This window comes from Mangrovibacillus cuniculi (genome assembly GCF_015482585.1).
GTDB classification, from domain to species: Bacteria; Bacillota; Bacilli; order Bacillales; family R1DC41; genus Mangrovibacillus; species Mangrovibacillus cuniculi.
Genome location: NZ_CP049742.1, coordinates 735,816 through 751,200, shown reverse-complemented (window position 1 = coordinate 751,200; position 15,385 = coordinate 735,816). Strand labels below are relative to the sequence as shown.

Below are 15,385 nucleotides of genomic sequence, written 5' to 3'. Positions count from 1 at the left end.
TGAATCGGGACAGCTCTTCTAATTTTACAGTTTCGTATCATCAATACCATCTAATACAGCTTTAACATGCCCAAATGCTTTATCCATACTTCCATCTTCAAACGGTGATTGCAAACCTGCTTTAGCTACTAATCCTAGGAATGATTGTCTGCCACCTTCTTTACATAATTCCACATAAGCGTTCCACGCACTTTCTCGATCCTCTTCTGCTAAAGCGAAGAATTGGAATGCACATACTTGCGCTAACGTGTAATCAATATAATAAAATGGAGAGTTATAAATATGACCTTGTCGCTGCCACATTCCACCACGATTTAGATAATCAAAACCATCATAATCTTTGTGTGGAAGGTATTTTTTCTCTAAATCAGACCAGTAATTCTTTCTTTCTTCTGGAGTTGCCGTAGGATTTTCGTAAACAAAATGTTGGAACTCATCCACTGCTACACCATATGGCAAGAAGGTTACACCACTAGATAAATGACTAAATTTATACTTTTCCACATCTTCTTTAAAGAAGTTTTCCATCCATGGCCACGTTAAGAATTCCATACTCATAGAGTGGATTTCACAAGCCTCGTACGTTGGCCACACATACTCAGGAACCGTCATATTTCTACTCATATACACTTGGAAAGCGTGACCAGCTTCATGCGTTAATACATCAATATCACCTGATGTTCCATTGAAGTTAGAGAAGATGTATGGAGCACTGTAGTTTGGAATAAATGTACAGTATCCGCCGCTAGCTTTTCCCTTCTTCGCAACTAAGTCCACAAGGTTTTGATCTAACATAAAGTGAATGAATTCATTCGTTTCTGGAGATAGCTCTTCATACATTTTCTTTCCGTTCTCCACAATCCAATCAGGATTACCTTTAGGTGTAGCATTACCAGTTGTGAATTGAAGTGTTTCATCATAATGTTTTAAGGAATCTACGCCGATTCTAGCAGCTTGACGATTCTTTAGCTCTGTTACATAAGGAACGACAATTTCTTTTACTTGATCTCGATATGCTTTGACCATTTCTGCATTGTAATCGGTACGGAACATACGAGCATAGCCTAACTCTACGAAGTTCTTAAATCCTAGAGTGTGAGCAATTTCTGTTCTCACCTTTACTAACTCATCATATAGTCGGTCAAATTCAGCTTCATTTTCAGCAAAGAATGCAAATTTTGCTTCTAACGCTGATTTTCGAACATTTCGATCTAATGATTCTGTATATGGATCTAATTGAGCTAGAGTAAGCTCTTTTCCATCAAACATGATAGAAGCAGAAGCTACTAACTTCGTATATTGAGATGATAGTTTATTTTCTTGTTGCATTAAAGGGATGATTTCAGGTGAAAATGTTTTAAGTTGTGCTTCTGCTAATGCAAAAAGTTGAGTTCCGAACTCTTTTTCAAGCTCTTCTCTGTAGTTAGATTCCACTAAAGCCTTATAGTACTTAGACACAATTTCTTCTAATTGTGGAGCTAATTCATCCATATAGTCTTGCTCGGCTTGATAGAATTCATCGTTTGTATCTATAGAGTGTCGGATGTAACAAAGATTAAACATTGTATCGACGTCTTGACGAATCTGGTTAATTTCTTGCATTACTTTTTTTTGCTCTTCTGCATTTGGAGCGTTTTGAAAAGTATGTAATAATCCGGTTAACACTTGTTCTATTTCTTCTTTATTGGGTCTTACGTATTCAAACTCTGTAAAGGTCTTCATATAAATCCTCCTTAATTCTACAATCTAGTAATATATTCTAGCAAAAACGACAAATTCCTTGTTGGAAAATGAAATTATCTTTACTAACTTATTTCTATATGTGTACTTTCTTTCCTATTTTTGAAAGTTTACATTCTGTAAGCAAAATTACTGCACCTGGATTTCCGCTTCAATCCCTAATATATTTTTTTAGATACAAAATTTATGCAGAATTAAATTTAATGATTGATTACAATTTTTAAACATAACAAAAACAGGTGTATTGTTCGGTCGAAACAACACACCTGTTTTATAATTAATCTAAAGAATTAGTAAGATTAACTCTTATCCCTAGCCGAGATACCCACTTTTTTTAGGATGGTAATGGCTGCTTGCTTTTCTTCTTCCGTTATGACGGAGAAGATTTCGTCCAGTCTTTCGCTGTGTGCCGGGAAAATTTCGTCGATAAATGCTTTTCCGCTTTCCGTAATATGCGCAAATGTTACTCTACGATCATTTGGGCATGCAATTCTTTCCACGAATTCTTTTTGCTCCAGCTTATCTACTACATAGGTAATACTACCACTTGCAATCAAAATTTTACTTCCGATTTTCTGAAGTGGTTGGTCTCCTTTATGGTACAAAAGCTCTAGAACGGCAAATTCCGTTGGATTCAACCCAGCTTGTTGAATGTATTTATTCTGATATTCGTGAATTGCTTTCGTTGCTTTTGATAAAACAATAAATAGTTTTAGTGAATTTTCTGTTGTCATTAAATACTCATTCCTTCAATCTTTAAACTGTCATCATTAGTTTAAGAAAGAAGTCCTACCTTGTCAATCTTACAATCTTCCAAGAGGTGGTATTTTATTTTATGACACGCCAATTATCATTTGTTTGTGCTTTAATGAGTGGATTTCTTTTAAAATAGGTAGCTAGGATTTCAGACATATCAGTTTGAATTTCTCGTTTAATCGGCTTTCCTTTGAACATAGGATAATCTCCACCACCACCAGCCCGGTAGTTATTCATAACGACGTCAAAAGAATCTTCCTTTTGAACTAATTTTCCTTTGTAAATTAAATTCTCAATCCTGTTCCCTTCAGGATTGGAGACATTGATTGTATATTCAATACCTTCCCACATGTCGTAATTATAATGTTGAGGCTTAGGATCACAGAATGTTGGATTTACAGTAATTTGACCCTCTGGCCCTATGGTAAAGTATGATGCTGATCGCTCTAATGCATCCTTCATATCTTTCCCTGTAATCTCTATCACAGCAAGTGTGTTTGGATAAACATAGTTTGCTACTATATCCCTCATCGTAACTTTTGAAGGTAACCCTGTCGCTTCATTATTAAAGATTGCAGAATTAGATATTTCTACCCCTGCTACTTCCATTTGAACTTTGTTAATTAATTCTGTTAATGGGTGCTCTTTTAAACGTGCCTCAAAAGGATCTTGAATCAACATATTTCCATCTATATACCCAATAGGTTGATCTAACCAACTTTGTGTTTTGCTTTCATACTCGTGAACCAGTTGTTCTAACGCCAAATCACTTTTGACTTCTCTCATTGAAACTAACTTTGGCGCTATGTCTTTTACAATTCTATTACCTTGGTGTTCTTCAAAAATAACATCTACTTGCCCTACTACTTCTCCTTTAAAACCAGGCTGAACTACCGCAACCCCGTGGACAAATTGATGTATTTGTCTATGTTGATGACCTGTGAGCAGAATATCAATTCCCTGAATATCCTTACAAATTTCGAATCCCTGATTTTCAGACGATAAATTCTCTGTTTGTTCACCAGTAGATAAATCTCTTTCAAATCCTCCGTGATAGCTAACGACTAGAAGGTCTGGTTTCTCTTCCTGTCGTATCTTCTTTACCCAATGCTCTGTTGTCTCTTTTACATCTTCAAAAACTAGGTTCTCTATATGTTTAGGATTCTCCCAATTTGGAATGTAATGTGTCGTAACGCCTAGAATTGCTACAGAGATTCCATTTATTTTTTTTACTACATACGGGTTGCCGAAAATAGGTAATCCAGTTTTCTTGTTAATAATATTTGCACATAACCAAGGGAATGTAGACTCTTTTACGGCATTATGTAAAACTTCCATTCCATAATTGAATTCATGATTCCCAATAACTGCTATATCATATTCCATATAATTCATCGCCATAATAACTGGATTTGGTGAATGACGCATTTCCTTAACGTAATGGTACGTTAGGGGAGTACCTTGGATATTATCCCCATTATCTATTAATAACACGGAAGTGCGTTTTCTTAATTTTTCTACATAAGTAGACACTCTGCTTAATCCATCTGACGTCTCTGATTTTGTCCCATAATGTACAGGAACTATTTGTCCGTGAATATCGCTTGTTAACACGATGGACAGTGTGTGTTGCTTTACCACTTGCTTCCCCCTCCATAAACAAAACCGCCTCTAGAGGTAGAACTCTAAATTAGGCGGTTGTTGACTTTAAACAATACGCTTACGAATTTGAGTAGAGATGACATCAATAACCGTTACTACAACGATAATAACGAGCAAGATTAACCCCATTTGCTCCCAGTTACGATTAATGTTAGCGAAAAGAATCATCGTACCAATACCACCTGCACCAATTACACCTAGTATCGTTGAAGCACGTACGTCAACCTCAAAGCGATAGATCGCGTAAGACAAAAATTCCGGAATAATCTGAGGGATGATTCCGTGGAAAAGAATCTGAACCTTATTCGCTCCAGACGCCTCCATTGCTTCCACTATATTTTTATCAATGGACTCTAGAACCTCTGAATAAAGTTTTCCAAGCATCCCCGTTGATCCAATGGCAATAGCAAGAACTCCAGCGAAAGGACCAATTCCTACTGCCACGATGAACAGAATGGCTAGAATAATATCAGGGAATGCACGAATGGCGCTTAAAACCCATTTTCCTAAAGCTGTCAACACAGGTATCTTCGTCATGTTTTTTGCAGCTAAAAATCCTAATGGAATGGCAAGGATAGCTGCCATTAACGATCCTGCAAATGCAATATAGATTGTTTCTAACATGGAGTCCATCACAGCAGGAAAGTCTTCCCAGCTTGGTGAAAATAATCTAGGAATAATTTTCTCGAAGTTATTCGTCATACGATCAACTGCTCTAGCCCAATCAATATCTATGCCCATAAAAGTCCAAGTGTATAAAGCAACTAAGGCTACCGCAATAGCAACTCTTTTAGCAATTTTCACATTATTTTTCTTTGGTTTTGGAGGTAATTGTAACGTCATCAGATAATCGCCTCCCTAATCTTGTTGGAAATAAACTCAATGATGATTACTAAAATAAAGATGATGATGATAATTCCCATGGCATTTGGATAAGCGCGTATACTTAATTGGTTATTTAAAACTTGACCAATTCCACCTGCACCAACAAGCCCTAATACTACAGATGCTCTAATATTAATTTCGAAAACATACAAAACAAATGAAGAAAACTGTGGTAAAACTTGTGGAACCACAGAAAAAGAAATCATTTGGACGGAATTAGCCCCAGAAGCACGCATCGCGTCTAGCGGATTTGTGTCGATAGATTCAATCGTTTCACTAATTAATTTTGCTAGAATTCCTAGTGAAAAAACAATTAATGCAAGGATACCTGGTAGAACACCTAATCCAAATAAAGAAACAAACACAATCGCTAATACCATATCTGGTATTGTACGAAGTAAATTTAACAGGAATCGAACAGTATTGTATAAATATTTGTTTGTTACAATGTTATTTGCTGCTAGTAGACTTAGAGGTACACAGAGCATTGCAGCAATCGTTGTAGCAATAATAGCCATTTGAATCGTTTCTGCTAAACTTGGCCAAATCTTAGAAAACAAAGATAGGTTTGGTGGAAAGAATTCTTCTAATAACAATGGCATGTTCCCTAAACCGCTTATCAATTCAAGAAAAGAAGCATCTGTTTTGTATGAACTAAACAAGTAAAATCCTAAAACAGCAATAAATATCGCTGTCATTCTCATTTTCACTTTTGCTGGAAGCATATTAGGCGTATTTGTCTTAGACGAAAGATTCATGGATGTTGGAACATTACTCATTTCCATTTCCCCCACGTAAATCATCTTCACGGATAGAACGTCCATATATTTCTTCAAAAGTCTTTTCCGTTACCTCAGATACGGGTCCATCAAATACTACTTCTCCAGCACGCATTCCAATAATTCTATCTGCGTATTCCATCGCCATATCAATAAAATGAAGATTGACAATTGTTGTAATGTTATCTTCTTGATTGATCTTTTTCAGATATGTCATTACTTGATGGGACGTCGGTGGGTCTAATGAAGCTACAGGTTCATCTGCTAAGATATACTTAGGTTTTTGCGTTAACACACGTGCAATACTAACACGTTGCTGTTGTCCACCACTAAGCTCATCTGCACGGTTGTAAAGCTTTTCTTCAATGTTTACACGCTTTAAACTTTCGTAAGCTAGAGCACGATCTTCACGACTAAAAAGATTTAAAACCGAGCGGATAGTTCCTGTATGCCCTAGACGTCCAGCCAACACATTCTTTAACACATTTGACCTTTTTACTAAGTTATAGTTTTGGAAGATCATTCCTACTTTTGTACGAAGCGTTCTTAATCTTCTTCCTTTGTACTTTAGAATATCTTCTTGGTCTACCAATAACGCACCTTCCGTTGGTGTGACTAATCGGTTAATACTTCTTATAAAGGTAGATTTACCTGCCCCTGATAAACCTACTATAACAACAAATTCACCTTCATTAATTTGCACATTCACGTTCTTTAATCCTTTTGTGCCATTAGGATATGTTAAAGAAACATCTTTAAATTCGATCATGATTAAAAACCCCTCCAAATATCTTAGGTGTATCTAACAGTCTTCTATTATCTGGTTCTACGTTATCTATCTAATACATCATTCGTGTTGACATAGAAAAGAGAGGAGAAATATCCCCTCTCCCACCGCTTAGATTAAAGCTCGATAGAATCTTTTAATTTTTGATACGTATCACGAACTACTTGATACTCTTCATCAGTAGCTTCATCAATAGCATCCCAGCTATAAACGTCTTTCATAATCTGAATCATTTCTTCATCTTCGTTAAAGGATAAGAATGCTTCTTTAATTTTGTTTTTCATATCTTCATCAAGTTCTTTCACTACAGAAATAGTATCGTTTGGAATGTCATCTGTAGTACCGATTACTTTTAGTTTTTCCATCATATCAGGGTACTCTTCTAATAATGTTTCACGAACATCAGTGAATGTTGTAGCAACATCTGCATCACCTTCGTACACAGCAATTGCAGCATTATCATGTCCACCAGTAGATAGACCTTGAGCAAAGAATTCTGTTTGAAGTGCTTCTGCTGAGTCAATATCAAACTCACCCATTAATTGTGCAGCTGGGAATAAGAATCCAGAAGTAGAAGCAGCATCTGGATAAGCCCAGATCTTACCTTCTAAATCTGCTAAACTATCAATTCCTGAATCAGCAGCAACTACGTATTGAGCTTTATAGAATCCACTTCCATGACGAACTGACTTTAATTGAACTTCTACATCATATTGCTCATTAGCTAAAATATAAGCAAAAGCAGGAATAAATCCAATTTGAACTTGTCCAGCGCCCATAGCTTCAATTAGTGCAGTGTAGTTAGTCATAACTTGTCCTTCTACTTCTACTCCTAATTCTTCACTAAGACGTTCAGCTAAAGGTTCAACCGTGTCTGCAATTGTGTCAGAGTCTTGAGAAGGAACAAATCCCATTACTAGTTTTTCAGGTGTCTCGCTACCACCATTATCCGTTCCATTGTCGCCGGATCCAGCGTTACCATTTGAGCTTTCTGTACCGCATGCAGCTAAAGCAAAAGCTAAAACCATCACAAATAAAAGGCTTAAAAACTTTTTCATTCTACTTTGTTCCTCCCAAAAAATGTTTTGTTCACTACATGATTCATTATGCCTATTAGTCCGACAAATTTCCATAGTTTTCACGCTTTTTTTACAATTTCTTTTAATTCCCCTTTTTATGTAAAAGAAAAAACCTTTGTATGCCAAAGGTTTTCGTGAATTTCATTAGTTTGTAGTTTACAATTTATTTACACTTAACAGTATATATAACAGAAAAATTGTAAATTCCTCTTGAATTTTGTTAACAATGGGAATACATTTTAATAGTGATTTTACAAAGCTTTTTTTAGAATACCGTCATTTACTAATATACTATGTCTTTTAAAACAAATGATTTTCCCTTTTCAAATAGAGTACAATATAATTAAATAAGTACTACTAAATAATCGAGTCTTCTTTAAGGAGCGTTAAGATGGAACAAGTAATCTGGGGCAGTTCCTTGTCCGCCCTATCTACAGGACTAGGAGCTTTACTAATCTTGTTTATGAACCAAACTTTAACCCATAAATGGAGGGATGTTATTTTAGCCTTTACAGCTGGAATTATGATGGCTGCAGCAACTATGAGCCTAATTCCGGATTCTTTAAGTCAAGGTGGTTTTATCCCTTTAGCAGTTGGTGTATTCTTAGGAGTCTATACTCTTACAACATTAGAAAAGAACATTCCGCATATCGATTTGAACCATTCAAAAACAGGGATTGCATTTGACGAAAAAGCTATGCTTATTATCGCAGCTATTACACTACATAACATTCCCGAAGGTTTAGCTGTTGGTGTAAGTTACGCTTCAGATGAAGCTGGAACAGGAAATTTAATTGCTCTTGCAATAGGGTTACAAAATGCACCTGAGGGATTGTTGGTTGCGATGTTTTTAGTGAATCAACAAATCAAGAAGTGGAAGGCCTTTGTTGTGGCAACTTTGACTGGGGCCATTGAAATTGTGTCTGGACTGATTGGATTTGGACTTACTGCTTATGTTCAAAATCTTGTACCATATGGTTTAGCATTTGCAGCTGGTGCGATGTTATTTATCATTTACAAGGAACTAATACCTGAGAGTCATGGAGATGGAAACGAACGAAATGCAACGTATTCCTTCATAGTCGGTTTATTATTTATGGTTCTATTAACCCAATTGTTTTAATCTGTTAGGAATGTTTCTTCTAACTAAAAAATACATGAATTGCCTGGTCCAGTGATTGGGATTCTTGGATTCTTCATCGTATTTGTTTAGAAGGTGATCTAATTCTTGACTACAATCTACTGTGGAAGAATGAGTTAATCCTTTCGTTAAACCTAGAATAATCATTTCTTCTCTTTTCAAATGAATCATATGTAATAATCTTTTTTGACGAACGGTGGAAACCATCTTTCATTACTCCTTTACGACATGTTCTTTTTGAATACTATGCGATTATCGCAATTTGCTGTCGACCTGTAAATAGATTCGCAATACTAGACAAACAAAGTGTAAACTTCCTATATTTCGACAGTTGACATATGCATAATCCGACACAAATCCCATGTTTTGTCGATGGAGTTTTTTGGATTTTCAATAGACATTTAGTCTCGATAAGCTAATTGTTCGTTGTTTCGACGATTAAATTAAACAAGTGAAATATATGATTTAATAAAGAGGCTGGGCAAAAACCGAAATTGACTGCACAGGGATTTCCGTTGCAGGGGGACGCTTTCCACTTCGAAAAGCGAAAGGAGCGTGTTTAGCCGCGGCAGGAAAGTTCAGAAGCCTGAGGAGGCAGCTCTTCAGCCACCGGAGGGCTTTTGGACTTTCCCGAGCGGTTGCGCACCTGGATCTAGACAGCGTTCCTTTCCCGTAGGAGTCGCCCCCTTCCACTCCAATCCCCAAAAATTTTATCTGTAAAAGCACTAATTCTGCAGTAATATTAACCGAAATACAACGTAAAAAGGTACATTCGTTTATTTTGAATGTACCTTTTTTATTTTTGTCTCATCCTCTTTTTATTAGTTTACCGCTTCCTCTGGCTCATAAATTGGCACCCAACCTTCTGGTGTTACGAAGATTCGTACCGCTACTACTTGGCGGTCTTCGGAAAGTGTGAAATAATGACGTACGTTTTCAGGGACGGAGATTAAATCTCCTGGTTCTAGGTGTACCTCAAAGAATCCTCCGTCTTTAGCTTGGATAACAAAAACTCCGTGGCCACTAACAATAAAGCGAACTTCATCGTCTGTATGATGATGTTCTTGCTGGAAATTCGCTAATAGTTGCTCTAAATTTGGTGTATCGGATACAAGCGATATAACATCTTGTGCTTGATATCCTCGGCGTTCTGAGATATCTGCAATTTCTACTTTGAATGTTTCTAAGATCTCTTGTTTATCTTCATCAGACAATTTAAACTGGCCGCTTAGTCGGTCACTTAGCTTTGTTACGTCCCAGTTTTCATAAATAACTTCATTAGTATCTAGATATGCTTCTACTTCCTCTTGTACGTTAATCCACTTTTCTGCGTTTTGCACAAAAATTGTTGCCATGTTAATCTCCTCCTACAATCCTAATTTTCGAAACTCTAACTTGTATTGACATAAAAACTCTAACGCTTCTATCTGTTTCTTTGCTTCTAACACAGATCTTCCCCACGCCGTAACCCCGTGATTTCTTATCAAAACGGTGCCTGCATCTTCCTTAACGTGTTTTCCAAATTCTTTAGCTAATGTAGGGATGTCAGCATAGTTTTTTATGATAGGAATCGTTAATTCCGCATCCTCTTCCCAGAGGCCAAATGCTTTTATTAACTCTTGACCTTTAAATGTTACATATCCTTGATCTCCATAGATTTCTGAAATCACATTATTTGCTACCGTATGAACGTGAAGACTACACTTTACTTCTTGTCTTTTATACACCTCTACATGCAGCAATGTTTCAGCAGATGGTCTTTCCACCGTTTCTTGTGCTAAAGCTCCGTTCTCGTCAACTAAAACAAAATCTTGATGTGTTCGTTTTGTTTTATCTTTACCAGAAGCAGAAACTAAAAATAACGTAGGACTACTACTTACACGAATAGATATATTCCCACTTGTACCCATAAACCAATCCCTTACGGCAAACTGATCTTTCAATTCCGCTAACTCTTCCCATCTTTCTGTATATGTAGGTAACGTAATCAACTGTGTACCCCCTCTTTCACCGTTTTCAAGTGATGTAAACAATCAAGGAAAGTTTCGTAAGGTAGATACGGTATCTTATGTTCTTCACAATATTTACCGAGACTTCCTCTAGCAAACACTAAATCTACTTTATGAGCAGCCTTAATATCTGTTACAGAGTCTCCGATTAGCACGGTGAATGCTTCGGCATCTTTTTTCTGCTTTATAACAGCCGGTTTACAACACCCACATCCACCAATACACTCTTCCTCACATGGATAAGGCCAGAGAACATGCAATCTTTCCTTTTTTTCTGTAATAGAGTTACAAGAAATAGAATCTATCATATTTAGATACGGAGCTAAAATAGGTTCTATAAAGAAACCCATACCACCACTAACTACATGAAAAGGTATATTTTCTTCTTGACAATACGTAAGAAATGTACCGAATCCTTCTCTAATAACACTCTTTTCTATTGCATAATTTTTAATCTCTTCCAAAGAATCACTAGGTAAGAATGCAAACATCCTACCTACACCTTCTTCAATCGGCATCTGTTGACTTAACACTGCATCCTTTAACTCGTTCCACTCAGGTGGTGCGAATCGTTCCATAATAAGAGCAATAGTGTCTTTTAACGTAATAGTACCGTCAAAGTCGGAAAAAATTTGTACATTATTTATCCCCATAACTGTAACGCCTCTTTTAGCTCGCGATGTTTACTTGCCGCATTTTCTAAGCTTTCACCAGCAAGCGTTGCATGCAATGCTTGCTTAAAGCTTTTCACCCCTGCTAATGCACCTTGTGGATGCCCATGAATTCCCCCACCTGCATTTATGATTTGATCAACACCAAAATCTTTTACCAAAGTTGGTACTAAGCCCGGGTGGATACCCGCCGATGGAACAGCAAAGGTAGGCTTCCAGACATTTTCTTCTGATAATTTAGACACAATGTTTTGTACATCTTGAAACGGTAAAGCTACCGAACCATATGGAGATGGGAATAATGAAAAATCTGCACCCGCAGCACGAATGAATGTACCGAGCGAAATAGAATAATCTATTCCATGAGTAGAAGAACCACTCATAGCTCCTGCTACCGCAGGATGTGCCATAATCGGCAAATGCACTTCTTCGTCTTCACGGATAGCTTGCAGCAAATCTAGTCCATACGCATGAACGTTAAATAACAACACATCTGCACCGGCTTCATTAGCCCATCTTGCTTTGTTAAGTAAATCTGTTGATCTGCCGGTTAAATTCACAGCATACAAAGTTCGGTGTCCAGTCTCTTCATAAGCCTTTTTAGTAATTCTATTACCTTCTTTAATTCTAGTGACAAAGGGAGTTAATTCATTTTCAAAGAGAATCTCATCTTCCTTTACCAAATCCATACCACCATAGCATTGTGCTTCTAATTGTTGGTTTAAGTAAGCTTGATTTCTACCAATAACACCTTTAAAGATACTCATTAAAAGTGGACGATCATATACACCTAGAATGTCACGAATACCCTTTACACCATATCTTGGACCTGGAAATTGTTCAGCAAGACCACTTGAGAAAGAAATGTTTTGTAATCTAATTTGACCATCAAGTGATAGCTTTCCAAAGATGGTTGTTAGGATTGCTGGTAAATCTGGTGAAAAATTCACGGTAGGATATTCTATAATAGCTATTCCAAATAAATTGCTATCTTCTTCTACTTCTGTCACTGATACAACTCTACCTTTGTGTCGTAACAGCTGTTGTTGGTCCATTTCTGTAAGGTCCGTCCAAGAACCTACCGTCATTCCTAGTGCGATTCCTTCTGCTTTTCTTTCGGTTCCCCCAACTTTTGTGGGAAATTTATATGTTGCTTGAATGTAACTCATGCTTTCACCTCTGGATGTGATTAGTTATGGTTCATAGTTAGTTAAAAAAATTATTTGTAATAAGGATACTCATCTAAGTACGGGCCACATCACGTGGCGGGCGATGAGTTGTTACATGTCACGTAACAAAAAAACCTTCTCATCGCAAAGATAGAGAAGGTTTCTTTCTCTTATCTCCCAGCGTTGCTGCAAGAATTAGCACCGTGCCGTAAAAACGGTCGGTTGCCGGGCTTCATTGGGCTAGTCCCTCCACCTACTCTTGATAAGATTTCTATAAATTTTTATTGTTGGTTGCATTATTACAAACAACGAAGATTCTGTCAATTATTTTTTCAGAATATATCTAACCTTTTAATTCTTTCCACTGCTTCCCTTAACCTGTCCTCGTTAGCAAGTAATCCAACCCGAACATACCCTTCACCATATTCTCCAAAACCTATTCCTGGAGCTACAACAACATGTGCTTCACGCAACAATTTTTGAGAAAATTCTACTGAGGTAAAATTGTCAGGAACCTTCAACCAAGCAAAGAAAGAACCTGCTGGAGCTTCTACTTCCCACCCTATTTCATTTAGCCCACCAACTAGAACGTTTCGTCTGCTTTCATACGTATCTACTAATTCCGTTACACACGATTGGTCTTCTAGTAATGCGGTTATTGCCGCTTCCTGAACAGCTCCAAATAAGCTTACGTATAAATGGTCCTGTAAAAGTTCGACAGCTTCAATGATGGATGGGTTGCCAATCATAAAGCCAACTCTCCATCCAGCCATATTGTATGTTTTGGATAAAGTATAAACTTCTACTCCAACTTCTTTTGCACCATCTACAGAAAGAAAACTTTTAGGCTTCTTCCCTTCAAAACCAATCGCACCATAGGCAAAATCATGAATGACAGCAATCTTATGTTTTTTTGCCAATGCAACTGTTTCGTCAAAAAACTCTTTAGTCGCCGTCGCTCCAGTTGGGTTATTTGGATAATTGATAAATAATAATTTACTTCTCTCTAGGTCACTTACAGAAATAGAATCATAGTTAGGGAGAAAATTATTTTCCTCTATCAATGGCATAGGGATCATTTCAGCATTTGCTAAAGACACACCAGACCAGTAATCCGGATACCCTGGATCTGGTACCAATATACCGTCCCCTGGTTCGGTTAAACAAAGTGGTAGTTCAACAAGGCCAGCTTTTCCTCCAAATAAAATAGCTATCTCTTTTTCTGAGTCAACTTTAACTCCATACTCTCGTTCATAAAACGTAGCACACGCTTTTTTAAACTCTTTTATTCCACGAAATGGTGGATATTTATGATTAATTGGATTTTCGGATGCTTTTTTTAAGGAATCCACAATATGAGTAGGTGTAGGAAGATCTGGATTTCCTTGTCCTAAATTAATTAAATCATGACCTTGTGCTGCTAGTTCATTCACTTGCTTGACTAGGGATGCAAAAAATTGTGTAGGTAACGTACGTAATCTCTCCGCATGAGGAAAAGTTGTCATGTCCAAGTTCCACCTTTTTATCTAAAAATAATTTATTTGAATTTTTACTCGCTAAATTCTAGTTCAACATGATATAACGATAACAAACCAAAAGTCGAGATATTTTTTAGTAAAGGACGGATTTTATGAAAATTGCATTGATTCAAGCTGATCTTACATTTGGCGAACCAAAAATAAACAAAGAAAATATAGAACTAAAACTACAATCATTGGATAAAGACACAGAGATAGTAGTACTTCCTGAGTTATGGACAACTGCATATGACTTAACGAGGTTAGACGAAATAGCAGATGAACACGCGAAATGGTATTACGAGGTTCTTCAAGAATGGGCGACCACGTATACCATTACTCTTGTTGGAGGATCTACTGTGAAGAAAGTGAATGATGTGTATACAAATCATCTAGCGGTAGCTAGCCCTACAGATGGAATTATCCATACTTACGATAAAGCTCATCTGTTTCGATTGATGGACGAACATCTCTATTTGAAAGATGGACACAAAGAATCTCTATTCACTATTAATCAAACAAAAGCAGCAACACTAATTTGCTATGACATTCGCTTCCCTGAGTGGAGTAGAAAAGCTGTACGTAACGGTGCCGAAATTCTTTTCATTGTAGCGGAATGGCCACTGAAGCGCTTGGATCATTGGAGAACCTTACTTATTGCAAGAGCTATCGAAAATCAATGTTTCGTTGTGGCTTGTAATCGAGCAGGGTCTGATCCACAAAATGTGTTTGCAGGGCATTCTTTAATTATTGATCCTTGGGGCACTATCGTTTCGGAAGGGACTGAGAAAGAAGAAATAATCTACGGGACTATTGACAGTAAACAAGTTCAAGAAGTTAGGTCCATGATCCCAATCTTTGAAGATCGTCGAGAAGATATTTATTAAATTAGGATTGACACCAAAGAAAACTGTTGATAATATTACAACTAATTTGAAACAACCGAATAGTAAAATAATTCTCTTATCAAGAGTAGGCTGAGGGATTTGGCCCTTTGAAGCCCAGCAACCGACCATAATACCGTTGTGAAACGGGGCGTTTTTACGCCGAGTAACTCATTACTCGTAAGGCACGGTGCTAATTCCAACAGACGGGAAATGTATCGTCTGGCAGATAAGAGGTGAGAAGCATGTCTTCAAGCCTCTTTCAAATGCGAAGGAGGCTTTTTTGTGTCTCCTAACAGAAAAATT

15 protein-coding genes and 2 riboswitches are annotated in these 15,385 nt (G+C 37.1%); of the genes, 2 read left to right on the top strand and 13 right to left on the bottom strand.

All coding sequences use genetic code 11. The features are described from left to right. Nucleotides 1–24 precede the first annotated feature (24 nt). The 7 genes from G8O30_RS03830 to phnD form a co-directional block, all read right to left on the bottom strand. Nucleotides 25–1,722, bottom strand: a complete 1,698-nt coding sequence (locus G8O30_RS03830) for a M3 family oligoendopeptidase (RefSeq protein ID WP_239673669.1) — start codon at nucleotides 1,720–1,722, stop codon at nucleotides 25–27. 317 nt (nucleotides 1,723–2,039) lie between these two features. Further along, entirely contained in the window at nucleotides 2,040–2,474 is a 435-nt protein-coding gene (locus tag G8O30_RS03825) for a MarR family winged helix-turn-helix transcriptional regulator (RefSeq protein WP_239673668.1), read from the bottom strand. 94 nt (nucleotides 2,475–2,568) lie between these two features. Then, nucleotides 2,569–4,137: a bifunctional metallophosphatase/5'-nucleotidase gene (locus G8O30_RS03820; protein WP_239673667.1), complete on the bottom strand. Its 1,569-nt coding sequence runs from the start codon at nucleotides 4,135–4,137 to the stop codon at nucleotides 2,569–2,571. Between the two features lie 66 nt (nucleotides 4,138–4,203). After that, complete coding sequence (phnE, locus tag G8O30_RS03815; RefSeq protein ID WP_239673666.1) at nucleotides 4,204–5,001, bottom strand: phosphonate ABC transporter, permease protein PhnE; 798 nt, start codon at nucleotides 4,999–5,001, stop codon at nucleotides 4,204–4,206. Then, a complete protein-coding gene (phnE, locus tag G8O30_RS03810; RefSeq protein WP_239673665.1) occupies nucleotides 5,001–5,822 on the bottom strand; it encodes a phosphonate ABC transporter, permease protein PhnE in 822 nt (273 codons plus the stop codon). The genes phnE (G8O30_RS03815) and phnE (G8O30_RS03810) overlap by 1 nt, the downstream gene beginning before the upstream one ends. Beyond that, nucleotides 5,815–6,591 (bottom strand): phosphonate ABC transporter ATP-binding protein, encoded by a 777-nt coding sequence (gene phnC, locus G8O30_RS03805; RefSeq protein ID WP_239673664.1) that lies wholly within the window; start codon nucleotides 6,589–6,591, stop codon nucleotides 5,815–5,817. Before phnC ends, phnE (G8O30_RS03810) begins: the two co-directional genes overlap by 8 nt. 134 nt (nucleotides 6,592–6,725) lie before the next feature. Next, nucleotides 6,726–7,667 carry a phosphate/phosphite/phosphonate ABC transporter substrate-binding protein gene (gene phnD / locus G8O30_RS03800; protein ID WP_239673663.1) on the bottom strand — a complete coding sequence of 314 codons (942 nt, stop codon included), beginning with the start codon at nucleotides 7,665–7,667 and terminating at the stop codon, nucleotides 6,726–6,728. A 412-nt stretch (nucleotides 7,668–8,079) separates the two neighbouring features. Between phnD and G8O30_RS03795 the strand changes: the two genes are divergently transcribed. Then, on the top strand, nucleotides 8,080–8,811 hold the full coding sequence (locus G8O30_RS03795; RefSeq protein ID WP_239673662.1) for a ZIP family metal transporter: 732 nt from the start codon (nucleotides 8,080–8,082) through the stop codon (nucleotides 8,809–8,811). On the opposite strand, the gene G8O30_RS03790 is transcribed toward G8O30_RS03795, so the two are convergent. From G8O30_RS03790 to G8O30_RS03765, 6 genes are all read right to left on the bottom strand, one after another. Continuing rightward, complete coding sequence (locus tag G8O30_RS03790) at nucleotides 8,794–9,036, bottom strand: aspartyl-phosphate phosphatase Spo0E family protein (protein ID WP_239673661.1); 243 nt, start codon at nucleotides 9,034–9,036, stop codon at nucleotides 8,794–8,796. The genes G8O30_RS03795 and G8O30_RS03790 overlap by 18 nt on opposite strands. Nucleotides 9,037–9,650: 614 nt before the next feature. Next, nucleotides 9,651–10,184 carry a cupin domain-containing protein gene (locus tag G8O30_RS03785; RefSeq protein ID WP_239673660.1) on the bottom strand — a complete coding sequence of 178 codons (534 nt, stop codon included), beginning with the start codon at nucleotides 10,182–10,184 and terminating at the stop codon, nucleotides 9,651–9,653. 12 nt (nucleotides 10,185–10,196) lie between these two features. Then, on the bottom strand, nucleotides 10,197–10,820 hold the full coding sequence (locus G8O30_RS03780; protein WP_239673659.1) for a methylthioribulose 1-phosphate dehydratase: 624 nt from the start codon (nucleotides 10,818–10,820) through the stop codon (nucleotides 10,197–10,199). Next, nucleotides 10,817–11,491 carry an MtnX-like HAD-IB family phosphatase gene (locus tag G8O30_RS03775; protein WP_239673658.1) on the bottom strand — a complete coding sequence of 225 codons (675 nt, stop codon included), beginning with the start codon at nucleotides 11,489–11,491 and terminating at the stop codon, nucleotides 10,817–10,819. Before G8O30_RS03775 ends, G8O30_RS03780 begins: the two co-directional genes overlap by 4 nt. Then, nucleotides 11,482–12,678 carry a 2,3-diketo-5-methylthiopentyl-1-phosphate enolase gene (locus G8O30_RS03770; protein ID WP_239673657.1) on the bottom strand — a complete coding sequence of 399 codons (1,197 nt, stop codon included), beginning with the start codon at nucleotides 12,676–12,678 and terminating at the stop codon, nucleotides 11,482–11,484. Before G8O30_RS03770 ends, G8O30_RS03775 begins: the two co-directional genes overlap by 10 nt. Nucleotides 12,679–12,845: 167 nt before the next feature. Further along, nucleotides 12,846–12,947: riboswitch (SAM riboswitch) on the bottom strand. 63 nt (nucleotides 12,948–13,010) lie between these two features. Beyond that, nucleotides 13,011–14,183: a pyridoxal phosphate-dependent aminotransferase gene (locus G8O30_RS03765; RefSeq protein WP_239673656.1), complete on the bottom strand. Its 1,173-nt coding sequence runs from the start codon at nucleotides 14,181–14,183 to the stop codon at nucleotides 13,011–13,013. 125 nt (nucleotides 14,184–14,308) lie between these two features. Here G8O30_RS03765 and G8O30_RS03760 point away from each other — a divergent pair, with 125 nt between their 5' ends. After that, nucleotides 14,309–15,082 (top strand): carbon-nitrogen family hydrolase, encoded by a 774-nt coding sequence (locus G8O30_RS03760; RefSeq protein WP_239673655.1) that lies wholly within the window; start codon nucleotides 14,309–14,311, stop codon nucleotides 15,080–15,082. Between the two features lie 73 nt (nucleotides 15,083–15,155). After that, nucleotides 15,156–15,315: riboswitch (SAM riboswitch) on the top strand. Nucleotides 15,316–15,385 lie beyond the last annotated feature (70 nt).

What these genes read in the sequence shown, in the direction of transcription:
- G8O30_RS03830 (WP_239673669.1), bottom strand. Translation starts at nt 1,722, where the DNA reads ATGAAGACCTTTACAGAGTTTGAATACGTAAGACCCAATAAAGAAGAA.
- G8O30_RS03775 (WP_239673658.1), bottom strand. Translation starts at nt 11,491, where the DNA reads ATGGGGATAAATAATGTACAAATTTTTTCCGACTTTGACGGTACTATT.
- G8O30_RS03785 (WP_239673660.1), bottom strand. Translation starts at nt 10,184, where the DNA reads ATGGCAACAATTTTTGTGCAAAACGCAGAAAAGTGGATTAACGTACAA.
- phnE (WP_239673666.1), bottom strand. Translation starts at nt 5,001, where the DNA reads ATGACGTTACAATTACCTCCAAAACCAAAGAAAAATAATGTGAAAATT.
- phnD (WP_239673663.1), bottom strand. Translation starts at nt 7,667, where the DNA reads ATGAAAAAGTTTTTAAGCCTTTTATTTGTGATGGTTTTAGCTTTTGCT.
- G8O30_RS03765 (WP_239673656.1), bottom strand. Translation starts at nt 14,183, where the DNA reads ATGACAACTTTTCCTCATGCGGAGAGATTACGTACGTTACCTACACAA.
- phnE (WP_239673665.1), bottom strand. Translation starts at nt 5,822, where the DNA reads ATGAGTAATGTTCCAACATCCATGAATCTTTCGTCTAAGACAAATACG.
- G8O30_RS03760 (WP_239673655.1), top strand. Translation starts at nt 14,309, where the DNA reads ATGAAAATTGCATTGATTCAAGCTGATCTTACATTTGGCGAACCAAAA.
- G8O30_RS03790 (WP_239673661.1), bottom strand. Translation starts at nt 9,036, where the DNA reads ATGGTTTCCACCGTTCGTCAAAAAAGATTATTACATATGATTCATTTG.
- phnC (WP_239673664.1), bottom strand. Translation starts at nt 6,591, where the DNA reads ATGATCGAATTTAAAGATGTTTCTTTAACATATCCTAATGGCACAAAA.
- G8O30_RS03825 (WP_239673668.1), bottom strand. Translation starts at nt 2,474, where the DNA reads ATGACAACAGAAAATTCACTAAAACTATTTATTGTTTTATCAAAAGCA.
- G8O30_RS03795 (WP_239673662.1), top strand. Translation starts at nt 8,080, where the DNA reads ATGGAACAAGTAATCTGGGGCAGTTCCTTGTCCGCCCTATCTACAGGA.
- G8O30_RS03770 (WP_239673657.1), bottom strand. Translation starts at nt 12,678, where the DNA reads ATGAGTTACATTCAAGCAACATATAAATTTCCCACAAAAGTTGGGGGA.